We start from the raw sequence: 18,480 nt of genomic DNA, 5'->3' as shown, positions 1-18,480 counted from the left end.
CTCCCACAGGGAGAGGGGGAAAACCTTAAAAACGGTAACCCAAGGGTTACCGTTTTACTTTTATTTCTGGCAGTGCGGGCACCAGTAAAAGGGTCTGGAAGAGAGCATCATCCTGTCGATAATTCCACCGCACCGTTCGCACTTTTTCCCCGCCCGATGAAACACCTTAAAGCGGAACAGCGCCCCGTGATGCTTGTTTTCATCTACGATGCCGCGCGTGTTGTACGACAGCCGCGGGATGTCCAGCAGCGCGTGGGACAGCGCCTCCAGCTGTTCATCGCTCAGCTGAGAGGCTTTATGCTGCGGCGCCAGCCCGACTTCCCAGAGGATTTCCACCCGCAGGTAGTTGCCAAGCCCGGCCAGAAACGACTGGTCAAGGAACAGGCCGGAAAACTGCCGGTTGCGGAATGTGGGCGATAGCAGTCGGGCCTTCACATCGCTCGCCGTCAGACGCATATCCAGTACGTCCGGTCCCACTCGCTTTAGAAACGGGTGCGTGAGCAGTTGTTCCGGCGTTAACATTTCGATATCAGAGGCGCTATAGAGCAGGATCGCCTTATCGGCCGTTTGCAGCCTGACGCGCAGCACGCGGGTGGTTTGCGGCTGCTCGTCCGCCTCCACCACTCGCCAGACGCCGTAAAGCTGATTATGGCTATATAACGTCAGGTTATGGGAAAAATGCGTGAGCAACGCTTTGCCGCGCGTTTCAATATGAGTCACCGTCTGGCCCACCAGCTGTGACTCAAACGGTTTCAGTTGAGGAAAAGCAAACCAGACCTCCGTCAGGGGTTTGCCCTTTATCGCCGACTCGAGGCTATCCGCCGCGCGGCGGATCTCCGGGCCTTCTGGCATTTTTCTGTCCTTTCATGATTAGTCTGCACTGACAAGAATGCCCTCTTCAGAGAACGCTGCCCGCAAGCGGCGCGCGAACTGGAGCGCATGCTCGCCATCACCATGTAAACATACCGTATCAGCCTGAACGTGTGCCGATGTGCCATCCACGGCGGTCACCCGCCCGGCGCGCACCATCTCCAGCGTCTGCGCCAGCGCTTGACCTTCGTCGGTAATCAGCGCACCGGCCTGCGTACGTGGAACCAGGCTGCCGTCCGGCATGTATCCTCGATCGGCAAAGACCTCCTGACGCGTGGTTAACCCCAGACGCTCGCCGGCGCGAATAAGCTCGCTGCCCGCCAGACCCACGAGGATCAGCTGCGGGTTGCAATCCTGCACCGCGCGGGCAATCGCCTCCGCCAGCGCCGGATCTTTTGCCGCCTGATTGTAGAGCATGCCGTGCGGCTTCACGTGGCGCAGCACGCCATTCTCCGCGCGCACCATCGCCTCCAGCGCGCCGATCTGGTAGAGCACCTGAGCGTAGACCGTCTCCGGCGGCAGATCCATTGCGGTGCGGCCAAAGTTTTCCCGGTCGGGGAAGCTGGGATGAGCCCCAATAGCGACGCCTTTCTTAATGGCATTACGCACGCTCTCCAGCATGGTTTGCGCATCGCCCGCGTGAAAGCCACAGGCGATGTTGACCGAGCTGACCAGCGTCATCAGCGCCGCATCGGCGCTGCCGCCCTCTCCCAGATCGGCGTTCAAATCAATCTTTACCATCAAGCCTCCACGCAAGCTGTTCGAGATAACGCTGCTGATCCTGCCGCGCCTTTAGCGCCTCCTCCAGCGAACACTGCACGAAGTGAATCGGCTGTCCGAGGGGAATTTGCGCCAGATGGTAGCGATCGGCTTCAATGATGCAGGCAATTCGCGGATAGCCGCCCGTCGTCTGCGCGTCATTCATTAACACGATCGGTTGCCCGTTGCCCGGAACCTGAATAACCCCAGGCAGTAAACCGTGGGAGAGTAGTTCCCTGTCGGTCGTTCGGATCAGCGGCTGCCCCTGCAGGCGATAGCCCATACGGTTACTCTGCGGACTGATTTTCCACGGCGAGCGCCAGAAGGACTCTTTTGAGGCCTCGTCGAACTCATGATATTCCGGCCCCGGTAAGGCGCGGATCTGGTTTCCCCACAGCAGCTGTTTTACGCCCTGCGTGGTCGAGAAATGGCGAGCAGAGGGCTTGATTGCAAGCCGATCGCCGTCGCGCAACAAACGTCCTTCATGACCGCCAATCCCGGCTTTCTGATCGGTACTGGATGAGCCCAGCACCTCAGGCACATCAATGCCGCCAGCCACCGCGAGATAGCTACGCACGCCGTGTAAAGGGCGCTTTAAGGTCAGACGCTGTCCGGCTTTGGCCCGCAGACGCCAGCCGGTCCATACCGCTTTGCCGTCCAGAGTGGCATCACAGCCTGCGCCGGTGAGCGCGAACCAGGTCTCCTGACCAAACTCAATGACACACTGGCCGAGCGTAATTTCGAGCGCCGCCGTGCTGCCGGGGTTGCCCACCAGCACGTTAGCGATTTCCAGCGCAGGACGGTCCAGCGCGCCACAATAGCTCACGCCCGACTGGCGCATGCCAAAGCGGCCGGCATCCTGTACGGAGGTATAAAGCCCGGCGCGAATAAGCGTTAACATACCCCCTCCTTTTGTGGAATAAAGCGAAGGGTATCGCCTGGGCGCAGCAGTATTGGCGACTCCAATCCGGGGTCAAATAACGGTGTGGCGGTATGCCCAATAAGCTGCCAGCCGCCGGGCGAAGTTAGCGGGTATACGCCGGTCTGCTCGCCGCCAATCGCGACCGTCCCCGCCGGTACGCTCAGGCGCGGTTCAGCGCGGCGTGGCGTATGCAACTGAGGGGATAATCCCCCCAGATACGGGAATCCGGGCTGAAACCCCAGGAACCAGACCACGTAGTCAACCGAGCTGTGCAGCTCAACAACCTGCTTTGCTGTCAGTCCACAGTGGTCTGCCACCACGCCAAGATCCGGTCCCCCCGAACCGCCATAAACGACCGGGATCTCAATGGCACGCGATTCCGGCTCCAGCGCCTCGCTCTCTTCCCACCAGCGCTGTAAACGTTCAATGGCATCCAGCGCCAGCGTATGCGGACTACGCAGCACCACCGTGATGTTATTCATCCCCGGAATGGCTTCAACCACTTCCGGCAGATCGACCATACGCTGGGTTAGCCGCCAGATACGCTTTTGCGTGGCAAGGGTCACCGGCGGCTCGAGCTCCAGAACCACTGCCGTTTCTCCCAGAAGATAACAACGCGCTCGCTGCACTCAGACACCTCTCATCAGGCCGGGTTAGGGATATCAATAAAGGTCACATCCAGATCGGTATTTTCCGTCAGCCACTCGCTGAGGGCACGAATACCGCCGCGCTCGGTCGCGTGATGCCCGGCCGCGTAGAAATGCAGCCCCTGTTCACGGGCCGAATGAATGGTCTGCTCGGAAACCTCGCCGGTGATAAAGGCATCGACACCGAAGCGCGCGGCGCTGTCGATAAAGCCCTGACCGCCCCCGGTGCACCATGCGACACGCTTCACCGTATCCGGACCGGTATCACCGCTCCAGAGCGGGCGCCGCCCCAGGCGCGCTTCTATCCACGAGGCCAGCTCCAGCCCCGGAACCGGCATCGCCAGCTCGCCCCACGGCACCAGCGGCTCAATTTCGCCCATCACGGTGATCCCAAGTAGCTGCGCCAGCTGGACGTTGTTGCCGAGCTCCGGATGTGCGTCCAGCGGCAGGTGATAGCCGTACAGGTTGATGTCGTTTGCCAGCAGCGTTTTCAGGCGATTGCGCTTCATCCCGCGAATAATCGGCGATTCGTTTTTCCAGAAGTAACCGTGATGGACAATCACCGCATCGGCGTTCTGACGAACGGCCTCGTCCAGCAGCGCCTGGCTTGCCGTCACGCCGGTGATAATTTTTTGTACCGTCTCGCGTCCCTCAACCTGGAGCCCGTTCGGGCCGTAGTCGCTGAAGGAGGCGCTGTTCAGTTTTTCGTTAATCAGGCTTTCCAGTTCGCTGTTTTTCATCATCACTCTCTTATGCTTTGCGGGCCGCTTCGTACGCCGCCAGCGTGGCGACACGCGCCTGTTTATGGTCGACAATCGGACGGGGATAATTCAGTTTTACACGCTGCTTATCCGCCCATGCCCACGGTTCGTGGATCGCTTTAGCCGGTATCTCTTTAAGTTCAGGGACCCAGCGGTAGATAAACTCGCCGTCCTCATCAAATTTTTGTCCCTGAGTGGTTGGATTAAAAATCCGAAAATAGGGAGCCGCATCGGTGCCCGTAGAGGCCGCCCACTGCCAGCCGCCATTATTCGCGGCAAGATCGCCATCGATCAGCTGAGAGATAAAATAGCGCTCTCCGATACGCCAGTCGATAAGCAGATCCTTCACCAGAAAGCTGGCGGTAATCATTCGCAGGCGGTTGTGCATCCACCCCGTCTCATTGAGCTGACGCATCGCGGCATCAACAATCGGGTAGCCCGTCTTCCCTTTTTGCCAGGCCTGTAAATGTGCCTCATCGTGCTGCCATTTTACGTTGTCGGTCCAGGGAATGAACGGACGATGCTTACAGAGATCGGGATGATACGTCATCAAATGGCGGTAGAACTCACGCCAGATAAGTTCGTTCAGCCAGACAGAACCGGTGCCCCCATCCAGCGCCTGCGGCTGCTCCGCCAGCAGGCGGTGTAAACACTGGCGAGGAGAGATCGCGCCCAGCGCTAAAGAGGCCGACAGGCGGCTGGTGCCCTCGATGGCGGGAAAATCCCGACGCGCCTCGTAGTTGGCCGCGTCCTGTTTGCAGAACTGGCGGAGTTGCGCGATGGCCGCTTTTTCATCTGCGGGGAACAGCGCTTTATCAAACTGCTTCTGAGGATAATCGAACGTCAGTTCAGGCAGGTCCTTTATGGCTTCGCCTCTCACGGCAGGCGCCGCAACGCACTCCGGCAACGCCTCCTTCAGACGTTTGATAAAGGCATTTTTAAACGGAGTGAAAACTTTATACATCTCGCGGTTGCCGGTCATCACGCTGCCCGGCGCCAGCATCACGCTGTCATCAAATCCTTCACAGACTACATCTTCCAGCATCTTCTCAAGCTGCCGGTCGCGCTGCTGCTCGTTGAATTCGTACTGATAGTTGTAAAAAAGATGCGTGACGTTGTGCTGCTTACAGGTCTCCTGCACTGTCTGCAGCTGTGCGGCAAAATCACTTACCTCTTTATAAATCAGCGGTATCCCTTTTCCGGCAAGCGAATGCTGCAGATCGGTCAGATACGCACGCAGCAAGGCCGCCTGGCGTGGCGCCATATCATGCTGCCGCCACTGCTCGGGCGTAGCCACAAACAGAGCCAGTACGTTAGCGTCTTTGGCGCGGCAGGCCGCCGCCAGGGCGATGTTGTCATGTACGCGCAGGTCCGCGCGAAACCAAACCAGATGGGTGGGCATAAAACTCCAGGCTATTGTCCATTATGTCCGTAAGGGCATGCCGTAAAAGGAAAAAGCATGCATTGAACTACTTTGCCATGAAGTGTAGACGGGATGAAATAAAAAAGGCCGCCCGCGGCGGCCTTAACGCTACTTGTCCTGCGCTATCGTGGTAAATGCAACAAACCCGATCGGCTCATCACCTTTGACAACGAGTACGCTGGCGACAATGAACGCGATGCAAAAATAGCGTTTCATTATGCGGTCCCTGCTGCTAACCGCTCCACCGTTCACCACCGGTGATAAGTCGGTGGACACAAGCTCTGACGAGAGCCTGACTTACGGTTGTGGTCACGCCTTTCCCAGGACCGGTGCCCATGTGCGAGATGGCGGAAAGGGACGCTGCATAGTAGTTGGCCCTGTCGTAAAACGTAATCCACCGAAAAGGTTTTTAAGAATATATTTAGGGAGTTGCTGTTTGATTACTTGATGACCCGAGATATTCTTGTAAGCCTCTGACGAGGGCTTGAAGACCACCCAACGGACTGCGAATCCCGAGGGACAAAAAAACCGCCACATTGCTGTTGGCGGTTTTTTTATTGCTGTGTGTAGTCTTCGTATCAGTAGAAATCGCAGGTCGCTTTCTCGGCCTGATCCATCCACACCGGCTTCTCGCTGGTTTTCGCCCAGACGCGGTGCAGATAGCTGTAAAAACGTGCACGATCTTTCCAGAACAGCATCACCGGCAAAGCCAGCACGCCAGCCACTACGGCGAAAGCGCGGCGCATGAACACGATATGAGCCGGAAACTCTTTATAAAGATCCATATTTTTCTCCCCTATAGTTGGCCGGAAACGTCATCCGGAAAATTCAAAATCTGTGACCTGGCTAAAATAATATCGCTTTGTTTGTAATTTTACTACTCATCCGACCACTTATTTTCGTTCGTTTAGCGAAAATTTACACTCACACCGTAATTAAGTTACAAAAGAGTTAACGATTTACTTATCAATAGTTAAATTGTGGGCTTTGGCATTTTTATACTTTTTTTACACCCGCCCTTCTCATTTTTGCGAAATCTTTGCGCCATAAATCCTACCGTTAGCACAACAACAAAAGTCACCCGGAGGTGGATTGTGAGTGCAGGTCTTATTGCCGGCATCGTGCTGGTGTTCCTGTTATTGGGTTATCTGGTTTATGCCCTGATTAATGCGGAGGCATTCTGATGGCTGCTCAGGCGTTTTTGCTTATTGCCAGTTTCTTAGTGGTGTTGTTCGTTCTGGCAAGGCCACTGGGATCGGGGCTGGCACGGCTAATCAATAACGTTCCCCTGCCCGGCACGGGAAGCGTTGAGAAAGGGATCTGGCGCGTACTGGGAATAGACGATCGGGAGATGAACTGGGGTGACTATCTGAGCGCCATTCTGCTGCTGAACATTGTCGGGCTCATTGCGCTTTTTGCCATGCTGATGTTGCAGGGCATTCTGCCGCTGAATCCGCAACAGTTGCCGGGCCTGTCCTGGCATCTTGCGCTGAACACGGCGGTCAGTTTTGTCACCAACACCAACTGGCAGTCCTATTCCGGTGAAACCACGCTCAGCTACTTCAGCCAGATGGTCGGGTTAACCGTGCAGAACTTCCTCTCTGCCGCCAGCGGTATTGCGGTGATCTTCGCGCTGACGCGTGCGTTTGCACGCCAGAAAGTGAGCACGCTGGGTAACGCTTGGGTCGATCTGACGCGCATTACGCTGTGGATCCTGCTGCCGATTGCGCTGCTGATCGCGCTGTTCTTCATACAGCAGGGCAGCCTGCAAAACCTGCTGCCCTACGCGCCTTATACCTCGCTGGAAGGCGCAAAACAGCTCCTGCCGATGGGGCCAGTGGCGTCGCAGGAAGCCATCAAAATGCTCGGGACGAACGGCGGGGGATTCTTCAACGCCAACTCCTCGCACCCGTTTGAAAACCCGACCGCCCTGACTAATTTTGTGCAGATGCTGGCGATTTTCCTGATCCCCGCCGCGCTCTGCTTTGCCTTTGGCGACGTGGTTAACGATCGCCGTCAGGGGCGTACCCTTCTCTGGACCATGTCGCTGATCTTCGTGGTCTGCGTTGCGCTGGTGATGTGGGCCGAATGGCAGGGTAATCCGCACTTCCTCTCACTGGGTGCCGACAGCGCAATCAACATGGAAGGTAAAGAGAGCCGCTTTGGCATTCTTGCCAGCAGCCTGTATGCGGTGGTCACCACGGCTGCCTCGTGCGGGGCGGTCAACGCCATGCACGATTCCTTTACGGCGCTCGGCGGCATGATCCCGATGTGGCTGATGCAGATTGGCGAGGTGGTGTTTGGCGGCGTAGGATCCGGTCTTTACGGTATGCTGCTGTTCGTGCTGCTGGCGGTGTTTATTGCCGGTCTGATGATTGGCCGCACCCCGGAATATCTGGGTAAAAAAATCGACGTTCGCGAGATGAAACTAACCGCGCTGGCGATCCTGGTCACCCCGGCTCTCGTGCTGCTCGGCACCGCGCTGGCGCTGATGACCGAGGCCGGACGCAGCGGCATCTTTAACCCTGGCATTCACGGTTTTAGTGAAGTGCTGTATGCCGTCTCCTCTGCCGCCAACAACAACGGCAGCGCCTTTGCAGGCTTAAGCGCCAACTCACCGTTCTGGAACTGCCTGCTGGCGTTCTGCATGTTCGTGGGTCGCTTCGGGATCATTGTGCCGGTTATGGCGATAGCCGGATCGCTGGTGAATAAAAAAATCCAACCGACCACTACCGGGACATTACCGACCCACGGCGCGCTGTTTATCGGCCTGCTGACGGGCACCGTGTTGCTGGTCGGCGCCCTGACCTTTATCCCCGCCCTCGCGTTAGGCCCGGTCGCGGAATACCTCTCTTTACGCTGATTTTGCGGAGAAATTGTCATGAGTCGTAAACAACTGGCCCTGTTCGAACCGTCATTAGTTCGCCAGGCGCTCATGGATGCGGTGAAAAAGCTGAGCCCGCGCGTGCAGTGGCATAACCCGGTGATGTTTATCGTCTGGGCGGGAAGCGTCCTGACCACCGCCCTGGCGATTGCCATGGGAACAGGCCATATGCCGGGAAATGCGATGTTTACCGGTGCCATCAGTCTGTGGCTGTGGTTTACCGTACTGTTCGCCAACTTTGCGGAAGCGCTGGCGGAAGGCCGGAGTAAAGCCCAGGCCAACAGCCTGAAAGGGGTGAAAAAAACCGCCTTCGCGCGCAAGCTACGTGAACCGAAATACGGCGCGCAGATGGATCACGTTCCGGCAGATGAACTGCGTAAAGGCGATGTGGTGCTGGTGGAAGTCGGTGACATCATCCCTTGCGACGGCGAAGTCATTGAAGGGGGCGCATCGGTGGATGAAAGCGCCATCACCGGTGAATCCGCGCCGGTGATCCGTGAGTCCGGCGGCGATTTCGCCTCCGTGACGGGCGGGACGCGCATTCTCTCCGACTGGCTGGTGATCCAGTGCAGCGTTAACCCGGGTGAAACCTTCCTCGACCGGATGATCGCCATGGTGGAAGGCGCTCAGCGCCGTAAAACGCCAAACGAGATTGCCCTGACCATCCTGCTGGTGGCCCTGACCATTGTCTTCCTGCTGGCAACCGCCACGCTGTGGCCGTTCTCCGCCTATGGCGGTACCGCGGTCACCGTCACGGTGCTGGTGGCGCTGCTGGTTTGTCTGATCCCTACCACCATCGGCGGCCTGCTGTCGGCCATCGGCGTGGCCGGCATGAGCCGTATGCTCGGTGCCAACGTTATCGCCACCAGCGGACGTGCGGTGGAAGCCGCCGGTGACGTGGACGTCTTGCTGCTGGACAAAACCGGCACCATTACCCTCGGTAACCGCCAGGCGTCGGATTTCTTACCCGCCCCGGGCGTGGATGAAAAAACGCTGGCGGATGCCGCGCAGCTCTCTTCGCTTGCCGATGAAACCCCGGAAGGCCGCAGTATTGTGATCCTCGCCAAGCAGCGCTTTAACCTGCGCCAGCGCGACGTTCAGAGCCTGCACGCCACTTTCGTGCCCTTCACGGCGCAAACCCGCATGAGCGGCATTAACATTCAGGATCGCATGATCCGTAAAGGCTCGGTTGACGCGATCCGTCGCCATATCGAGGCCAACAACGGCCACTTCCCGCCGGAAGTGGACAGCCTGGTCGAAAGCGTGGCCCGTCAGGGGGCGACGCCGCTGGTGGTGGCCGAAGGGGCCCATGTGCTGGGGGTGATTGCCCTGAAGGATATCGTCAAAGGCGGCATCAAGGAGCGTTTTGCCCAACTGCGTAAGATGGGGATCAAAACGGTGATGATCACCGGGGATAACCGTCTTACCGCCGCGGCGATTGCCGCCGAAGCGGGCGTGGATGATTTTCTTTCTGAAGCTACACCGGAAGCCAAGCTGGCGCTGATTCGTCAGTATCAGGCGGAAGGCCGTCTGGTGGCGATGACCGGCGACGGGACCAACGATGCCCCTGCCCTGGCGCAGGCCGACGTGGCGGTGGCAATGAACTCCGGTACCCAGGCGGCAAAAGAGGCGGGCAACATGGTCGACCTCGACTCAAACCCGACCAAGCTGATTGAGGTGGTGCACATCGGCAAGCAGATGCTGATGACGCGCGGGTCGCTGACCACGTTCAGCATCGCCAACGACGTGGCGAAATATTTCGCCATCATTCCGGCCGCGTTTGCCGCGACCTATCCGCAGTTAAACGCATTGAACGTGATGCACCTGCACTCTCCGGCCTCGGCGATTCTGAGCGCAGTCATCTTTAACGCCCTGATTATTGTCTTCCTGATCCCGCTGGCGCTGAAGGGCGTGAGCTATAAGCCGCTCACGGCGGCCGCCATGCTGCGCCGCAACCTGTGGATTTACGGCCTGGGCGGGCTGGTGGTGCCCTTCGTCGGAATCAAGGTTATCGACCTGCTGTTGACGCTGTTCGGCCTGGTTTAAAAGGTGAATCAAATGACCATGTTACGCCCCGCTATACTTCTGTTTATTCTGCTGTCTCTCATTACCGGCGGGTTGTACCCGCTGGTGACCACCGCGCTGGGCCAGTGGTGGTTTAAGGATCAGGCTAACGGCTCGCTGATATTGCAAAACGGTGAAAACCGCGGTTCTCGCCTGATTGGTCAGAACTTTACGGATGCCCGCTACTTCCAGGGACGCCCTTCCGCCACTGCCGAAAGCCCGTATAATCCAATGGCATCCGGCGGCAGTAACCTGGCGGGCAGCAACCCCGAGCTGGACAAAGCCGTCGCTGAGCGCGTAGCCGCCCTGCGCGCCGCGAATCCGCAGGCCAGCCGTGACGTTCCCGTGGAGCTGGTGACCGCATCGGCCAGCGGGCTGGACTACAGCCTGACGCCGGCAGCCGTGGCATGGCAGATCCCGCGCGTTGCCGCTGCCCGTCAGCTGACCGTCGAACAGGTGAGTCAGCTGGTTGCAGAGCACACGCAAAAGCCGCTGGTCAGCTTCATCGGCATGCCCGTGGTAAATATTGTTGAGCTGAATCTGGCGCTGGACGCGCTAAGGAAAAACTAAATGACCGACGAGCCCATGCGCCCGGATCCGGACAGGCTGCTCGAACAAACAGCTGAAGCCCATCGCGGCAAACTGAAAATTTTCTTCGGCGCCTGCGCGGGCGTCGGGAAAACCTTCGCCATGCTGACGGAAGCCCAGCGGCTTCGGGCGCAGGGGCTCGATATTCTGATCGGCGTGGTTGAAACCCACGGACGTAAAGAGACAGCATCACTGCTGAAGGGGCTGGCTACCCAGCCGCCCCGCCGCATCAGCCATCGCGGTCGGTTAGTCACCGAATTCGATCTCGATGCCGCCCTCGCCCGCCGTCCCGCGCTTATCCTGATGGACGAGCTAGCGCACAGCAACGCGCCTGGCTCACGCCATCCAAAACGCTGGCAGGATGTTGAAGAATTACTTGAAGCCGGTATCGATGTTTTCACGACGGTTAACGTTCAGCACCTCGAAAGCCTGAACGACGTGGTCAGCGGCGTGACCGGCATTCAGGTGCGCGAGACGGTGCCCGACCCCTTCTTTGATTCCGCGGACGAGGTGGTGCTGGTCGACCTGCCGCCCGATGATTTGCGCCAGCGCCTGCACGAAGGCAAAGTGTATATCGCCGGCCAGGCCGAGCGCGCCATCGAACATTTCTTCCGTAAAGGTAACCTGATAGCCCTGCGCGAGCTGGCCCTGCGCCGAACCGCCGACCGGGTGGACGATCAGATGCGCGCCTGGCGGGACCTGCAGGGCCAGGAACGCGTCTGGCACACGCGGGATGCCATCCTGCTGTGCGTGGGCCACGGCAGCGGCAACGAAAAACTTGTCCGCACCGCTGCTCGCCTGGCGGCCAAATTTGGCAGCGTCTGGCATGCGGTGTATGTCGAAACGCCGCAGCTGCACGCGCTGCCCGAAAACCAGCGTCGCGCGATCCTGAGTTCGCTGCGCCTGGCGCAGGAGCTGGGTGCCGAAACCGCCACCCTTTCCGATCCGCAGGAAGATAAAGCCATTTTGCGCTACGCGCGCGAGCACAACCTGGGGAAAATCGTCATCGGCCGTCGCCAGCATCGCCGCTGGTTTAGCCGCGAATCCTTTGCCGACAAGCTGGCCCGTCGTGCGCCGGATCTGGATCTGGTGATCGTGGCGCTGGACGACAAACCTACCCCCTTACCCAATCGCGCGCCGGACGGCCGCACCTTCAGCGATAAATGGCGCATTCAGCTCCGCGGCTGCCTTGTCGCCGTCGTGCTCTGCGCCCTGATTACCGTCATTGCCAGCCAGTGGCTGATTGCGTTTGATGCCGCCAACCTGGTGATGATCTACCTCCTTGGCGTGGTGGTGGTGGCGCTCTTTTATGGGCGCTGGCCGTCGGTACTGGCGACGGTTATCAACGTCATCAGCTTCGATCTGTTCTTTATTGCCCCCCGCGGGACGCTCGCCGTCTCGGACGTACAGTACATCCTCACCTTTGCGGTGATGCTCACCGTCGGGCTGGTGATCGGCAATCTGACGGCGGGCGTACGCTATCAGGCGCGCATCGCCCGCTATCGCGAACAGCGCACGCGCCATCTCTATGAGATGTCAAAATCGCTGGCGGTGGGCCGCACGCCGCTGGATATCGTGCAGACCAGCGAGCAGTTTATCCGCTCGACGTTTCATGCCAGCAACCTGATTCTGCTCCCGGACGAACACGGCAAGCTGCGCCCGCTGACGTCCGCCACAGGCATGACCCCCTGGGACGAAGCCATCGCGCGCTGGAGCTTTGACAAAGGCTTACCGGCGGGCGCGGGGACCGACACCCTCCCCGGCGTGCCCTATCAAATCCTGCCGCTGCGCAGTGCCGATAAAAATCAGGGGCTGGTGATTGTTGAGCCCTCAAACCTGCGCCAGCTGATGATCCCCGAACAGCAGCGACTGCTGGAGACCTTTACGCTGCTGGTTGCCAGCGCGCTGGAACGACTGGCTCTCACCGCAAGCGAGGAACAGGCCCGTCTGGCGAGCGAGCGGGAAAGCATTCGTAACTCGCTGCTGGCGGCGCTCTCGCACGATCTGCGTACCCCACTCACCGTCCTGTTCGGTCAGTCTGAAATTCTGACGCTGGACCTGGCGGCGGAAGGCTCTAAACATGCCCTTCAGGCCAGCGAGATCCGCCAGCATGTGCTGAATACTACGCGCCTGGTGAATAACCTGCTCGATATGGCGCGTATCCAGTCGGGCGGTTTTAACCTCAAAAAAGAGTGGCTCACGCTTGAAGAGGTGGTGGGCAGCGCCCTGAAAATGCTCGAACCCGGCCTGGGTGGGCGACATATCGCGCTGAACATGCCCGAACCCCTGACGTTAATTCACGTTGATGGTCCGCTGTTTGAACGAGTGCTGATCAACCTGCTGGAAAATGCCGGCAAATATGCGGGCGCCAGTGCTCAAATTGGCGTGGATGCGACGGTGGACGATGGCACGCTTCATCTTGACGTCTGGGATACCGGACCCGGCATTCCCGCCGGTCAGGAGTTGGCCATTTTCGAAAAATTCGCGCGCGGCAATAAGGAGTCGGCTATTCCGGGCGTGGGGCTGGGGTTGGCGATTTGCCAGGCAATCATTGACGTACACGGCGGGTCTATTTCCGCAGAGAATCGTCCGGAAGGCGGCGCGCGGTTTTGTGTTACACTTCCTCTGGAAACCCCGCCAGAACTTAATGAATTACCAGAGGATTTGTGATCAACGTTCTGATTGTTGAAGATGAGATCGCCATTAGCCGTTTTCTGCGCGCTGCGCTGGAAGGAGACGGTCTGCGCGTTCATGATGCGGGTACGCTTCAGCGGGGTTTAATTGAAGCCGCTACCCGCAAGCCGGACCTGGTGATCCTCGATCTTGGGCTGCCGGACGGTGACGGCATCGATTTTATTCGTGAAGTCCGGCAGTGGAGCCAGATGCCGATCCTCGTGCTCTCCGCCCGTACTGAAGAGACGGATAAAATCGCCGCGCTGGATGCCGGCGCGGATGACTATCTGATTAAACCGTTTGGTATCGGCGAGCTACAGGCCCGCCTTCGCGTGGCGCTGCGTCGCCACAGCGCCACCACGCCTGCTGACCCAACCTACACGTTTGGGGATATCCGGGTTGACCTGGCCGCGCGGCGCATTGTGCGCGGCGAAGAGGAAATTCACCTCACGCCCATAGAGTTTCGCCTGCTCGCCGTACTGCTCAACAACCACGGCAAGGTACTCACCCAACGCCAGCTGTTAAGTCAGGTATGGGGACCTAACGCCGTGGAACATAGTCACTATTTACGCATATATATGGGACATCTTCGTCAGAAACTCGAAGTCGACCCCGCTCGCCCTCGCCATTTATTAACTGAAACCGGTATCGGTTATCGGTTTATGCTCTGAATAACTATTCAGTTTATTTTTAAATAAAATAAAAATCCCTCAGAAAATATTTCAAAAATAACCCAACCGTTATATTTAGGGTTATTTATGCCCGTTTAAAACATTAACAAAACATCCTGTTAACTCATTGCCAACAAATCAGTATTTTGATCTGCGATATTCATCAAAAACGACTATTTATTTCTAAAATGATCGGTTAACGGTGATCTTCTTCACAGTTAATCCCCTTTTCCTGGATAAAATGACCGTGCTTTCAATTACTGAAAGGAAAATGAATCATGGAAAACAACAATCGTTTAATGCCCCATATAAGGCGGACAACACATATCATGATGTTTGCCCACCGAAACTGCTTTGACTTTCACCTCTTTAATGCCCGGTAGTCCTTCGACTTCTGGCGCACTCGCTTACAGGTTACCCTGAAACACCTTATTTTACAGGCCATTGCCTGTAAACTCGTGCGCTCATTCATTTTGATTCAGACTCATCCGCTCCGGGCGGACTGAATTTCAATCATCAAAAAAGCAATGTACTGATTTTAATCAGCGGCCACCCTTTGCTTTTTTTCCGGAAAATTATCGATTTCTTTCTTGCAAGAAATCGAGGGATGCTTATTACCTAAAATAAAGAGAGAAAGATGAAAAGTTTAAAAATCGCAGCCAGCCGTGCATGTCCGGATTGCTTTACCACCCAGCGTGAACTGGTGGATGTCAGAACCTCTGATTATATCGACGTTGCCGCTATTGTGCTGGCGGTCAGTGATATTACCGACGGCATACTGGACGAAATAGAAGCCACCGGATTTGACATTCCTGTTTTTGTTGCGACGCATAAAGAAGAGATCATTCCGGCAGACTATTTATCGCGCATTCATGGCGTATTTGAGTATTCAGACACCAGCAACGACTTTTATGGACGCCAGCTGGAAGCGGCTGCCCTGAAGTATGAAACCCAGCTGCGTCCACCGTTTTTCCGCGCGCTTGTCGACTACGTGAGGCAGGGTAACAGCGCGTTTGACTGTCCGGGGCATCAGGGTGGCCAGTTCTTCCGCCGCCATCCTGCCGGTAATCAGTTTGTCGATTTCTTTGGTGAGACGCTTTTCCGCTCCGATCTGTGCAACGCCGACGTCGCGATGGGCGATCTGCTGATCCACGAAGGCGCGCCGTGCATCGCCCAGCAGCATGCGGCGAAGGTCTTTAACGCCGATAAGACCTACTTCGTGCTGAACGGCACTTCGTCATCCAACAAAGTGGTGCTTAACGCCCTGCTCACCCCGGGCGACCTGGTGCTGTTCGACCGTAACAACCACAAATCTAACCATCACGGCGCCCTCCTCCAGGCAGGCGCAACGCCGGTCTATCTCGAAACCGCACGTAACCCGTACGGCTTTATTGGCGGCATTGACGCCCACTGCTTTGAAGAAAGTTATCTGCGCGAGCTGGTGGCAGAGGTGGCGCCGGGTCGTGCACGCGATGCGCGTCCGTTCCGTCTGGCGGTGATCCAGCTCGGTACCTACGATGGCACCATCTATAACGCCCGTCAGGTGGTGGATAAGATTGGGCACCTGTGTGATTACATCCTGTTTGACTCCGCCTGGGTGGGTTACGAGCAGTTTATTCCGATGATGGCCGACTGCTCTCCGCTGCTGCTGGAGCTGAACGAAAACGATCCGGGGATCCTGGTCACCCAGTCCGTGCATAAACAGCAGGCCGGCTTCTCGCAGACCTCGCAAATCCATAAGAAAGACAGCCATATCAAAGGCCAGCAGCGCTATGTCCCGCATAAGCGGCTGAATAATGCCTTTATGATGCACGCCTCCACCAGCCCGTTTTATCCGCTGTTCGCTGCGCTGGACATCAACGCCCGGATGCATGAAGGCCAGAGCGGCCGCAACATGTGGATGGACTGCGTGGTGAACGGTATCGAAGCGCGCAAGCTGATCCTGGAAAACTGCCAGTATCTGCGCCCCTTCGTGCCGGAAACGGTGGATGGTCGTCCGTGGGAAAGCTGGGACACGTCGGAGATTGCGACCGATCTGCGCTTCTTCCACTTCGTACCGGGTGAAAACTGGCACGCTTTTGAAGGCTACGCTGAGCATCAGTATTTTATCGACCCGTGCAAGCTCCTGCTGACCACGCCGGGCATTAACGCCCGCACCGGGGAGTATGACGACTTCGGCGTGCCCGCCACTATCCTTGCCAACTTCCTGCGCGAAAACGGCATCGTGCCGGAAAAATGCGATCTCAACTCGATCCTGTTCCTGCTCACGCCTGCGGAAGATATGGGCAAACTGCAGCAGCTGGTGGCGCAGCTGGTGCGCTTCGAAAAGCTGCTCGAGAGCGATGTTCCGCTGAAAGAGGTCCTGCCTTCTCTCTACAAACAGCATCCGGAACGCTATTCGGATTACACCCTGCGTCAGATCTGCCAGGAGATGCATGACCTGTACGCCCGTCACAACGTGAAGCAGCTGCAGAAAGAGATGTTCCGCAAGTCTCACTTCCCACGCGTGATGATGAACCCGCAGGACGCAAACTACGCCTATCTGCGCGGTGAGGTTGAACTGGTCTCCCTGCGCGACGCGGAAGGCCGCATCGCCGCGGAAGGCGCCCTGCCTTATCCGCCGGGAGTGCTTTGTGTTGTCCCTGGGGAGGTCTGGGGCGGTTCCGTGCTGCGCTACTTTGCCGCGCTGGAAGAAGGCATCAACCTTCTGCCGGGATTCGCGCCGGAGCTGCAGGGTGTGTACGTCGAAGAGTGCGAGGGCCGTAAACAGGTTCGCTGTAACGTCATCAAACAAGCCGCCGCTCAGCCCGCGCTGCTGAAAGGAGAGAAATTATGAGTAAGTCCAATAAGATGGGCGTGGTGCAGTTGACCATCCTTACCATGGTGAACATGATGGGGTCCGGGATTATCATGCTGCCAACCAAGCTTGCCGAAGTAGGAACCATTTCAATTATCTCCTGGCTGGTAACCGCTGTCGGCTCGATGGCGCTGGCGTGGGCGTTCGCCAAGTGCGGGATGTTCAGCCGTAAGTCAGGCGGCATGGGGGGCTACGCCGAGTATGCCTTTGGCAAGTCGGGCAACTTTATGGCCAACTATACCTACGGGGTGTCGCTGCTGATCGCCAACGTGGCGATTGCCATATCCGCCGTGGGTTACGGTACGGAGCTGTTTGGCGCGACGCTTAGCCCGGTACAGATTGGCTTAGCCACCATCGGCGTGCTGTGGATCTGCACCGTGGCTAACTTTGGCGGCGCGCGTATCACCGGACAGCTTTCCAGCATCACCGTCTGGGGCGTAATTATTCCGGTTGTCGGCCTGTGCATCATCGGCTGGTTCTGGTTCAGCCCGACGCTGTACGCCAACTCCTGGAACCCGCACCATGTGCCATTCTTTACCGCAGTCGGCTCTTCTATCGCCATGACGCTCTGGGCCTTCCTCGGTCTGGAATCCGCCTGCGCGAACGCGGAAGTGGTTGATAATCCGGAAAAGAACGTCCCGATTGCGGTCCTCGGCGGTACGCTGGGCGCGGCGGTGATCTATATCGTCTCGACGAACGTCATTGCGGGCATCGTTCCGAATATGGATCTGGCCAACTCCACGGCGCCGTTCGGGCTGGCCTTCGCGCAGATGTTCACTCCGGAAGTCGGGAAAGTGATTATGGGTCTGATGGTGATGTCGTGCTGCGGTTCACTCCTTGGCTGGCAGTTCACCATCGCGCAGGTGTTTAAATCCTCGGCTGATGAAGGTTACTTCCCAAAAATCTTCTCCCGCGTGACCAAAGCGGATGCGCCGGTGCAGGGCATGCTGGCGATTGTTATCTTCCAGAGCGGATTGTCGCTGATGACCATTAGCCCGTCGCTGAACAGCCAGTTCAACGTGCTGGTCAACCTGGCGGTCGTGACGAATATCATTCCGTATATTCTGTCGATGGCGGCGCTGGTGATTATTCAGAAGGTGGCGAAGGTGGATCCACGCAAGGCGCGCGCGGCGAATATCGTGGCGCTGATTGGGGCAATCTACAGCTTCTATGCGCTCTACTCTTCCGGCCAGGAAGCGATGCTATACGGGGCGATGGTGACCTTTATGGGCTGGACGCTGTACGGTCTGGTGTCACCACGGTTTGAACTGAAGAATAAGCACAGTTGAAAAAAGCCCGGTGGCGCTAGCGCTTACCGGGCCTACGAGGTCAATGCAAAACGGCAACTCAAGGGTTGCCGT

General features: G+C 57.6%; 16 protein-coding genes. 9 read left to right on the top strand and 7 right to left on the bottom strand.

The genetic code is table 11. The features are described from left to right. Positions 1 to 60: 60 nt before the first annotated feature. The 7 genes from nei to V1587_RS08700 all read right to left on the bottom strand — a co-directional run bounded on the left by nei (position 61) and on the right by V1587_RS08700 (position 6,167). Positions 61 to 852 (bottom strand): endonuclease VIII, encoded by a 792-nt coding sequence (nei, locus tag V1587_RS08730; protein WP_371898883.1) that lies wholly within the window; start codon positions 850 to 852, stop codon positions 61 to 63. 18 nt (positions 853 to 870) lie between these two features. Beyond that, the gene (pxpA, locus tag V1587_RS08725) at positions 871 to 1,611 is read right to left on the bottom strand and encodes a 5-oxoprolinase subunit PxpA (protein WP_371898884.1); all 741 of its coding nucleotides are present in this window, start codon (positions 1,609 to 1,611) and stop codon (positions 871 to 873) included. Continuing rightward, a complete protein-coding gene (pxpC, locus tag V1587_RS08720) occupies positions 1,598 to 2,530 on the bottom strand; it encodes a 5-oxoprolinase subunit PxpC (RefSeq protein WP_371898885.1) in 933 nt (310 codons plus the stop codon). The genes pxpA and pxpC overlap by 14 nt, the downstream gene beginning before the upstream one ends. Then, entirely contained in the window at positions 2,524 to 3,180 is a 657-nt protein-coding gene (gene pxpB, locus V1587_RS08715) for a 5-oxoprolinase subunit PxpB (protein ID WP_371898886.1), read from the bottom strand. Before pxpB ends, pxpC begins: the two co-directional genes overlap by 7 nt. A 14-nt stretch (positions 3,181 to 3,194) precedes the next feature. Beyond that, positions 3,195 to 3,938 (bottom strand): type 2 GTP cyclohydrolase I, encoded by a 744-nt coding sequence (locus V1587_RS08710; RefSeq protein ID WP_337280634.1) that lies wholly within the window; start codon positions 3,936 to 3,938, stop codon positions 3,195 to 3,197. A 10-nt stretch (positions 3,939 to 3,948) separates the two neighbouring features. Continuing rightward, positions 3,949 to 5,361, bottom strand: coding sequence for a deoxyribodipyrimidine photo-lyase (gene phrB / locus V1587_RS08705; RefSeq protein ID WP_371898887.1), 1,413 nt, complete (start codon positions 5,359 to 5,361; stop codon positions 3,949 to 3,951). Positions 5,362 to 5,960: 599 nt separating this feature from the next. Then, complete coding sequence (locus V1587_RS08700; RefSeq protein ID WP_008501079.1) at positions 5,961 to 6,167, bottom strand: YbfA family protein; 207 nt, start codon at positions 6,165 to 6,167, stop codon at positions 5,961 to 5,963. Positions 6,168 to 6,476: 309 nt separating this feature from the next. On the opposite strand from V1587_RS08700, the gene kdpF reads away from it, so the two are divergent. From kdpF to potE, 9 genes are all read left to right on the top strand, one after another. Then, positions 6,477 to 6,566: a K(+)-transporting ATPase subunit F gene (gene kdpF / locus V1587_RS08695; RefSeq protein WP_014069365.1), complete on the top strand. Its 90-nt coding sequence runs from the start codon at positions 6,477 to 6,479 to the stop codon at positions 6,564 to 6,566. Next, positions 6,566 to 8,245, top strand: a complete 1,680-nt coding sequence (kdpA, locus tag V1587_RS08690) for a potassium-transporting ATPase subunit KdpA (RefSeq protein WP_371898888.1) — start codon at positions 6,566 to 6,568, stop codon at positions 8,243 to 8,245. The genes kdpF and kdpA overlap by 1 nt, the downstream gene beginning before the upstream one ends. A gap of 18 nt (positions 8,246 to 8,263) precedes the next feature. Then, a complete protein-coding gene (gene kdpB, locus V1587_RS08685; protein ID WP_371898889.1) occupies positions 8,264 to 10,312 on the top strand; it encodes a potassium-transporting ATPase subunit KdpB in 2,049 nt (682 codons plus the stop codon). A gap of 12 nt (positions 10,313 to 10,324) precedes the next feature. Continuing rightward, positions 10,325 to 10,900: a potassium-transporting ATPase subunit KdpC gene (gene kdpC / locus V1587_RS08680; RefSeq protein WP_021241023.1), complete on the top strand. Its 576-nt coding sequence runs from the start codon at positions 10,325 to 10,327 to the stop codon at positions 10,898 to 10,900. Further along, positions 10,901 to 13,588, top strand: coding sequence for a two-component system sensor histidine kinase KdpD (gene kdpD, locus V1587_RS08675; protein ID WP_371898890.1), 2,688 nt, complete (start codon positions 10,901 to 10,903; stop codon positions 13,586 to 13,588). After that, on the top strand, positions 13,585 to 14,262 hold the full coding sequence (kdpE, locus tag V1587_RS08670) for a two-component system response regulator KdpE (RefSeq protein WP_008501074.1): 678 nt from the start codon (positions 13,585 to 13,587) through the stop codon (positions 14,260 to 14,262). Before kdpD ends, kdpE begins: the two co-directional genes overlap by 4 nt. Before the next feature lie 278 nt (positions 14,263 to 14,540). Further along, positions 14,541 to 14,645, top strand: coding sequence for a leader peptide SpeFL (gene speFL, locus V1587_RS08665; RefSeq protein WP_003858645.1), 105 nt, complete (start codon positions 14,541 to 14,543; stop codon positions 14,643 to 14,645). Between the two features lie 254 nt (positions 14,646 to 14,899). Continuing rightward, positions 14,900 to 17,098, top strand: coding sequence for an ornithine decarboxylase SpeF (gene speF, locus V1587_RS08660; RefSeq protein WP_371898891.1), 2,199 nt, complete (start codon positions 14,900 to 14,902; stop codon positions 17,096 to 17,098). Further along, positions 17,095 to 18,408: a putrescine-ornithine antiporter gene (potE, locus tag V1587_RS08655; protein WP_023619027.1), complete on the top strand. Its 1,314-nt coding sequence runs from the start codon at positions 17,095 to 17,097 to the stop codon at positions 18,406 to 18,408. Before speF ends, potE begins: the two co-directional genes overlap by 4 nt. The last annotated feature ends 72 nt before the right edge of the window (positions 18,409 to 18,480 follow it).

The organism is Enterobacter sp. ECC-249, from assembly GCF_043965265.1.
Classification (GTDB): Bacteria; Pseudomonadota; Gammaproteobacteria; order Enterobacterales; family Enterobacteriaceae; genus Enterobacter; species Enterobacter quasiroggenkampii.
This window is presented reverse-complemented; position numbering and strand designations above follow the sequence as displayed.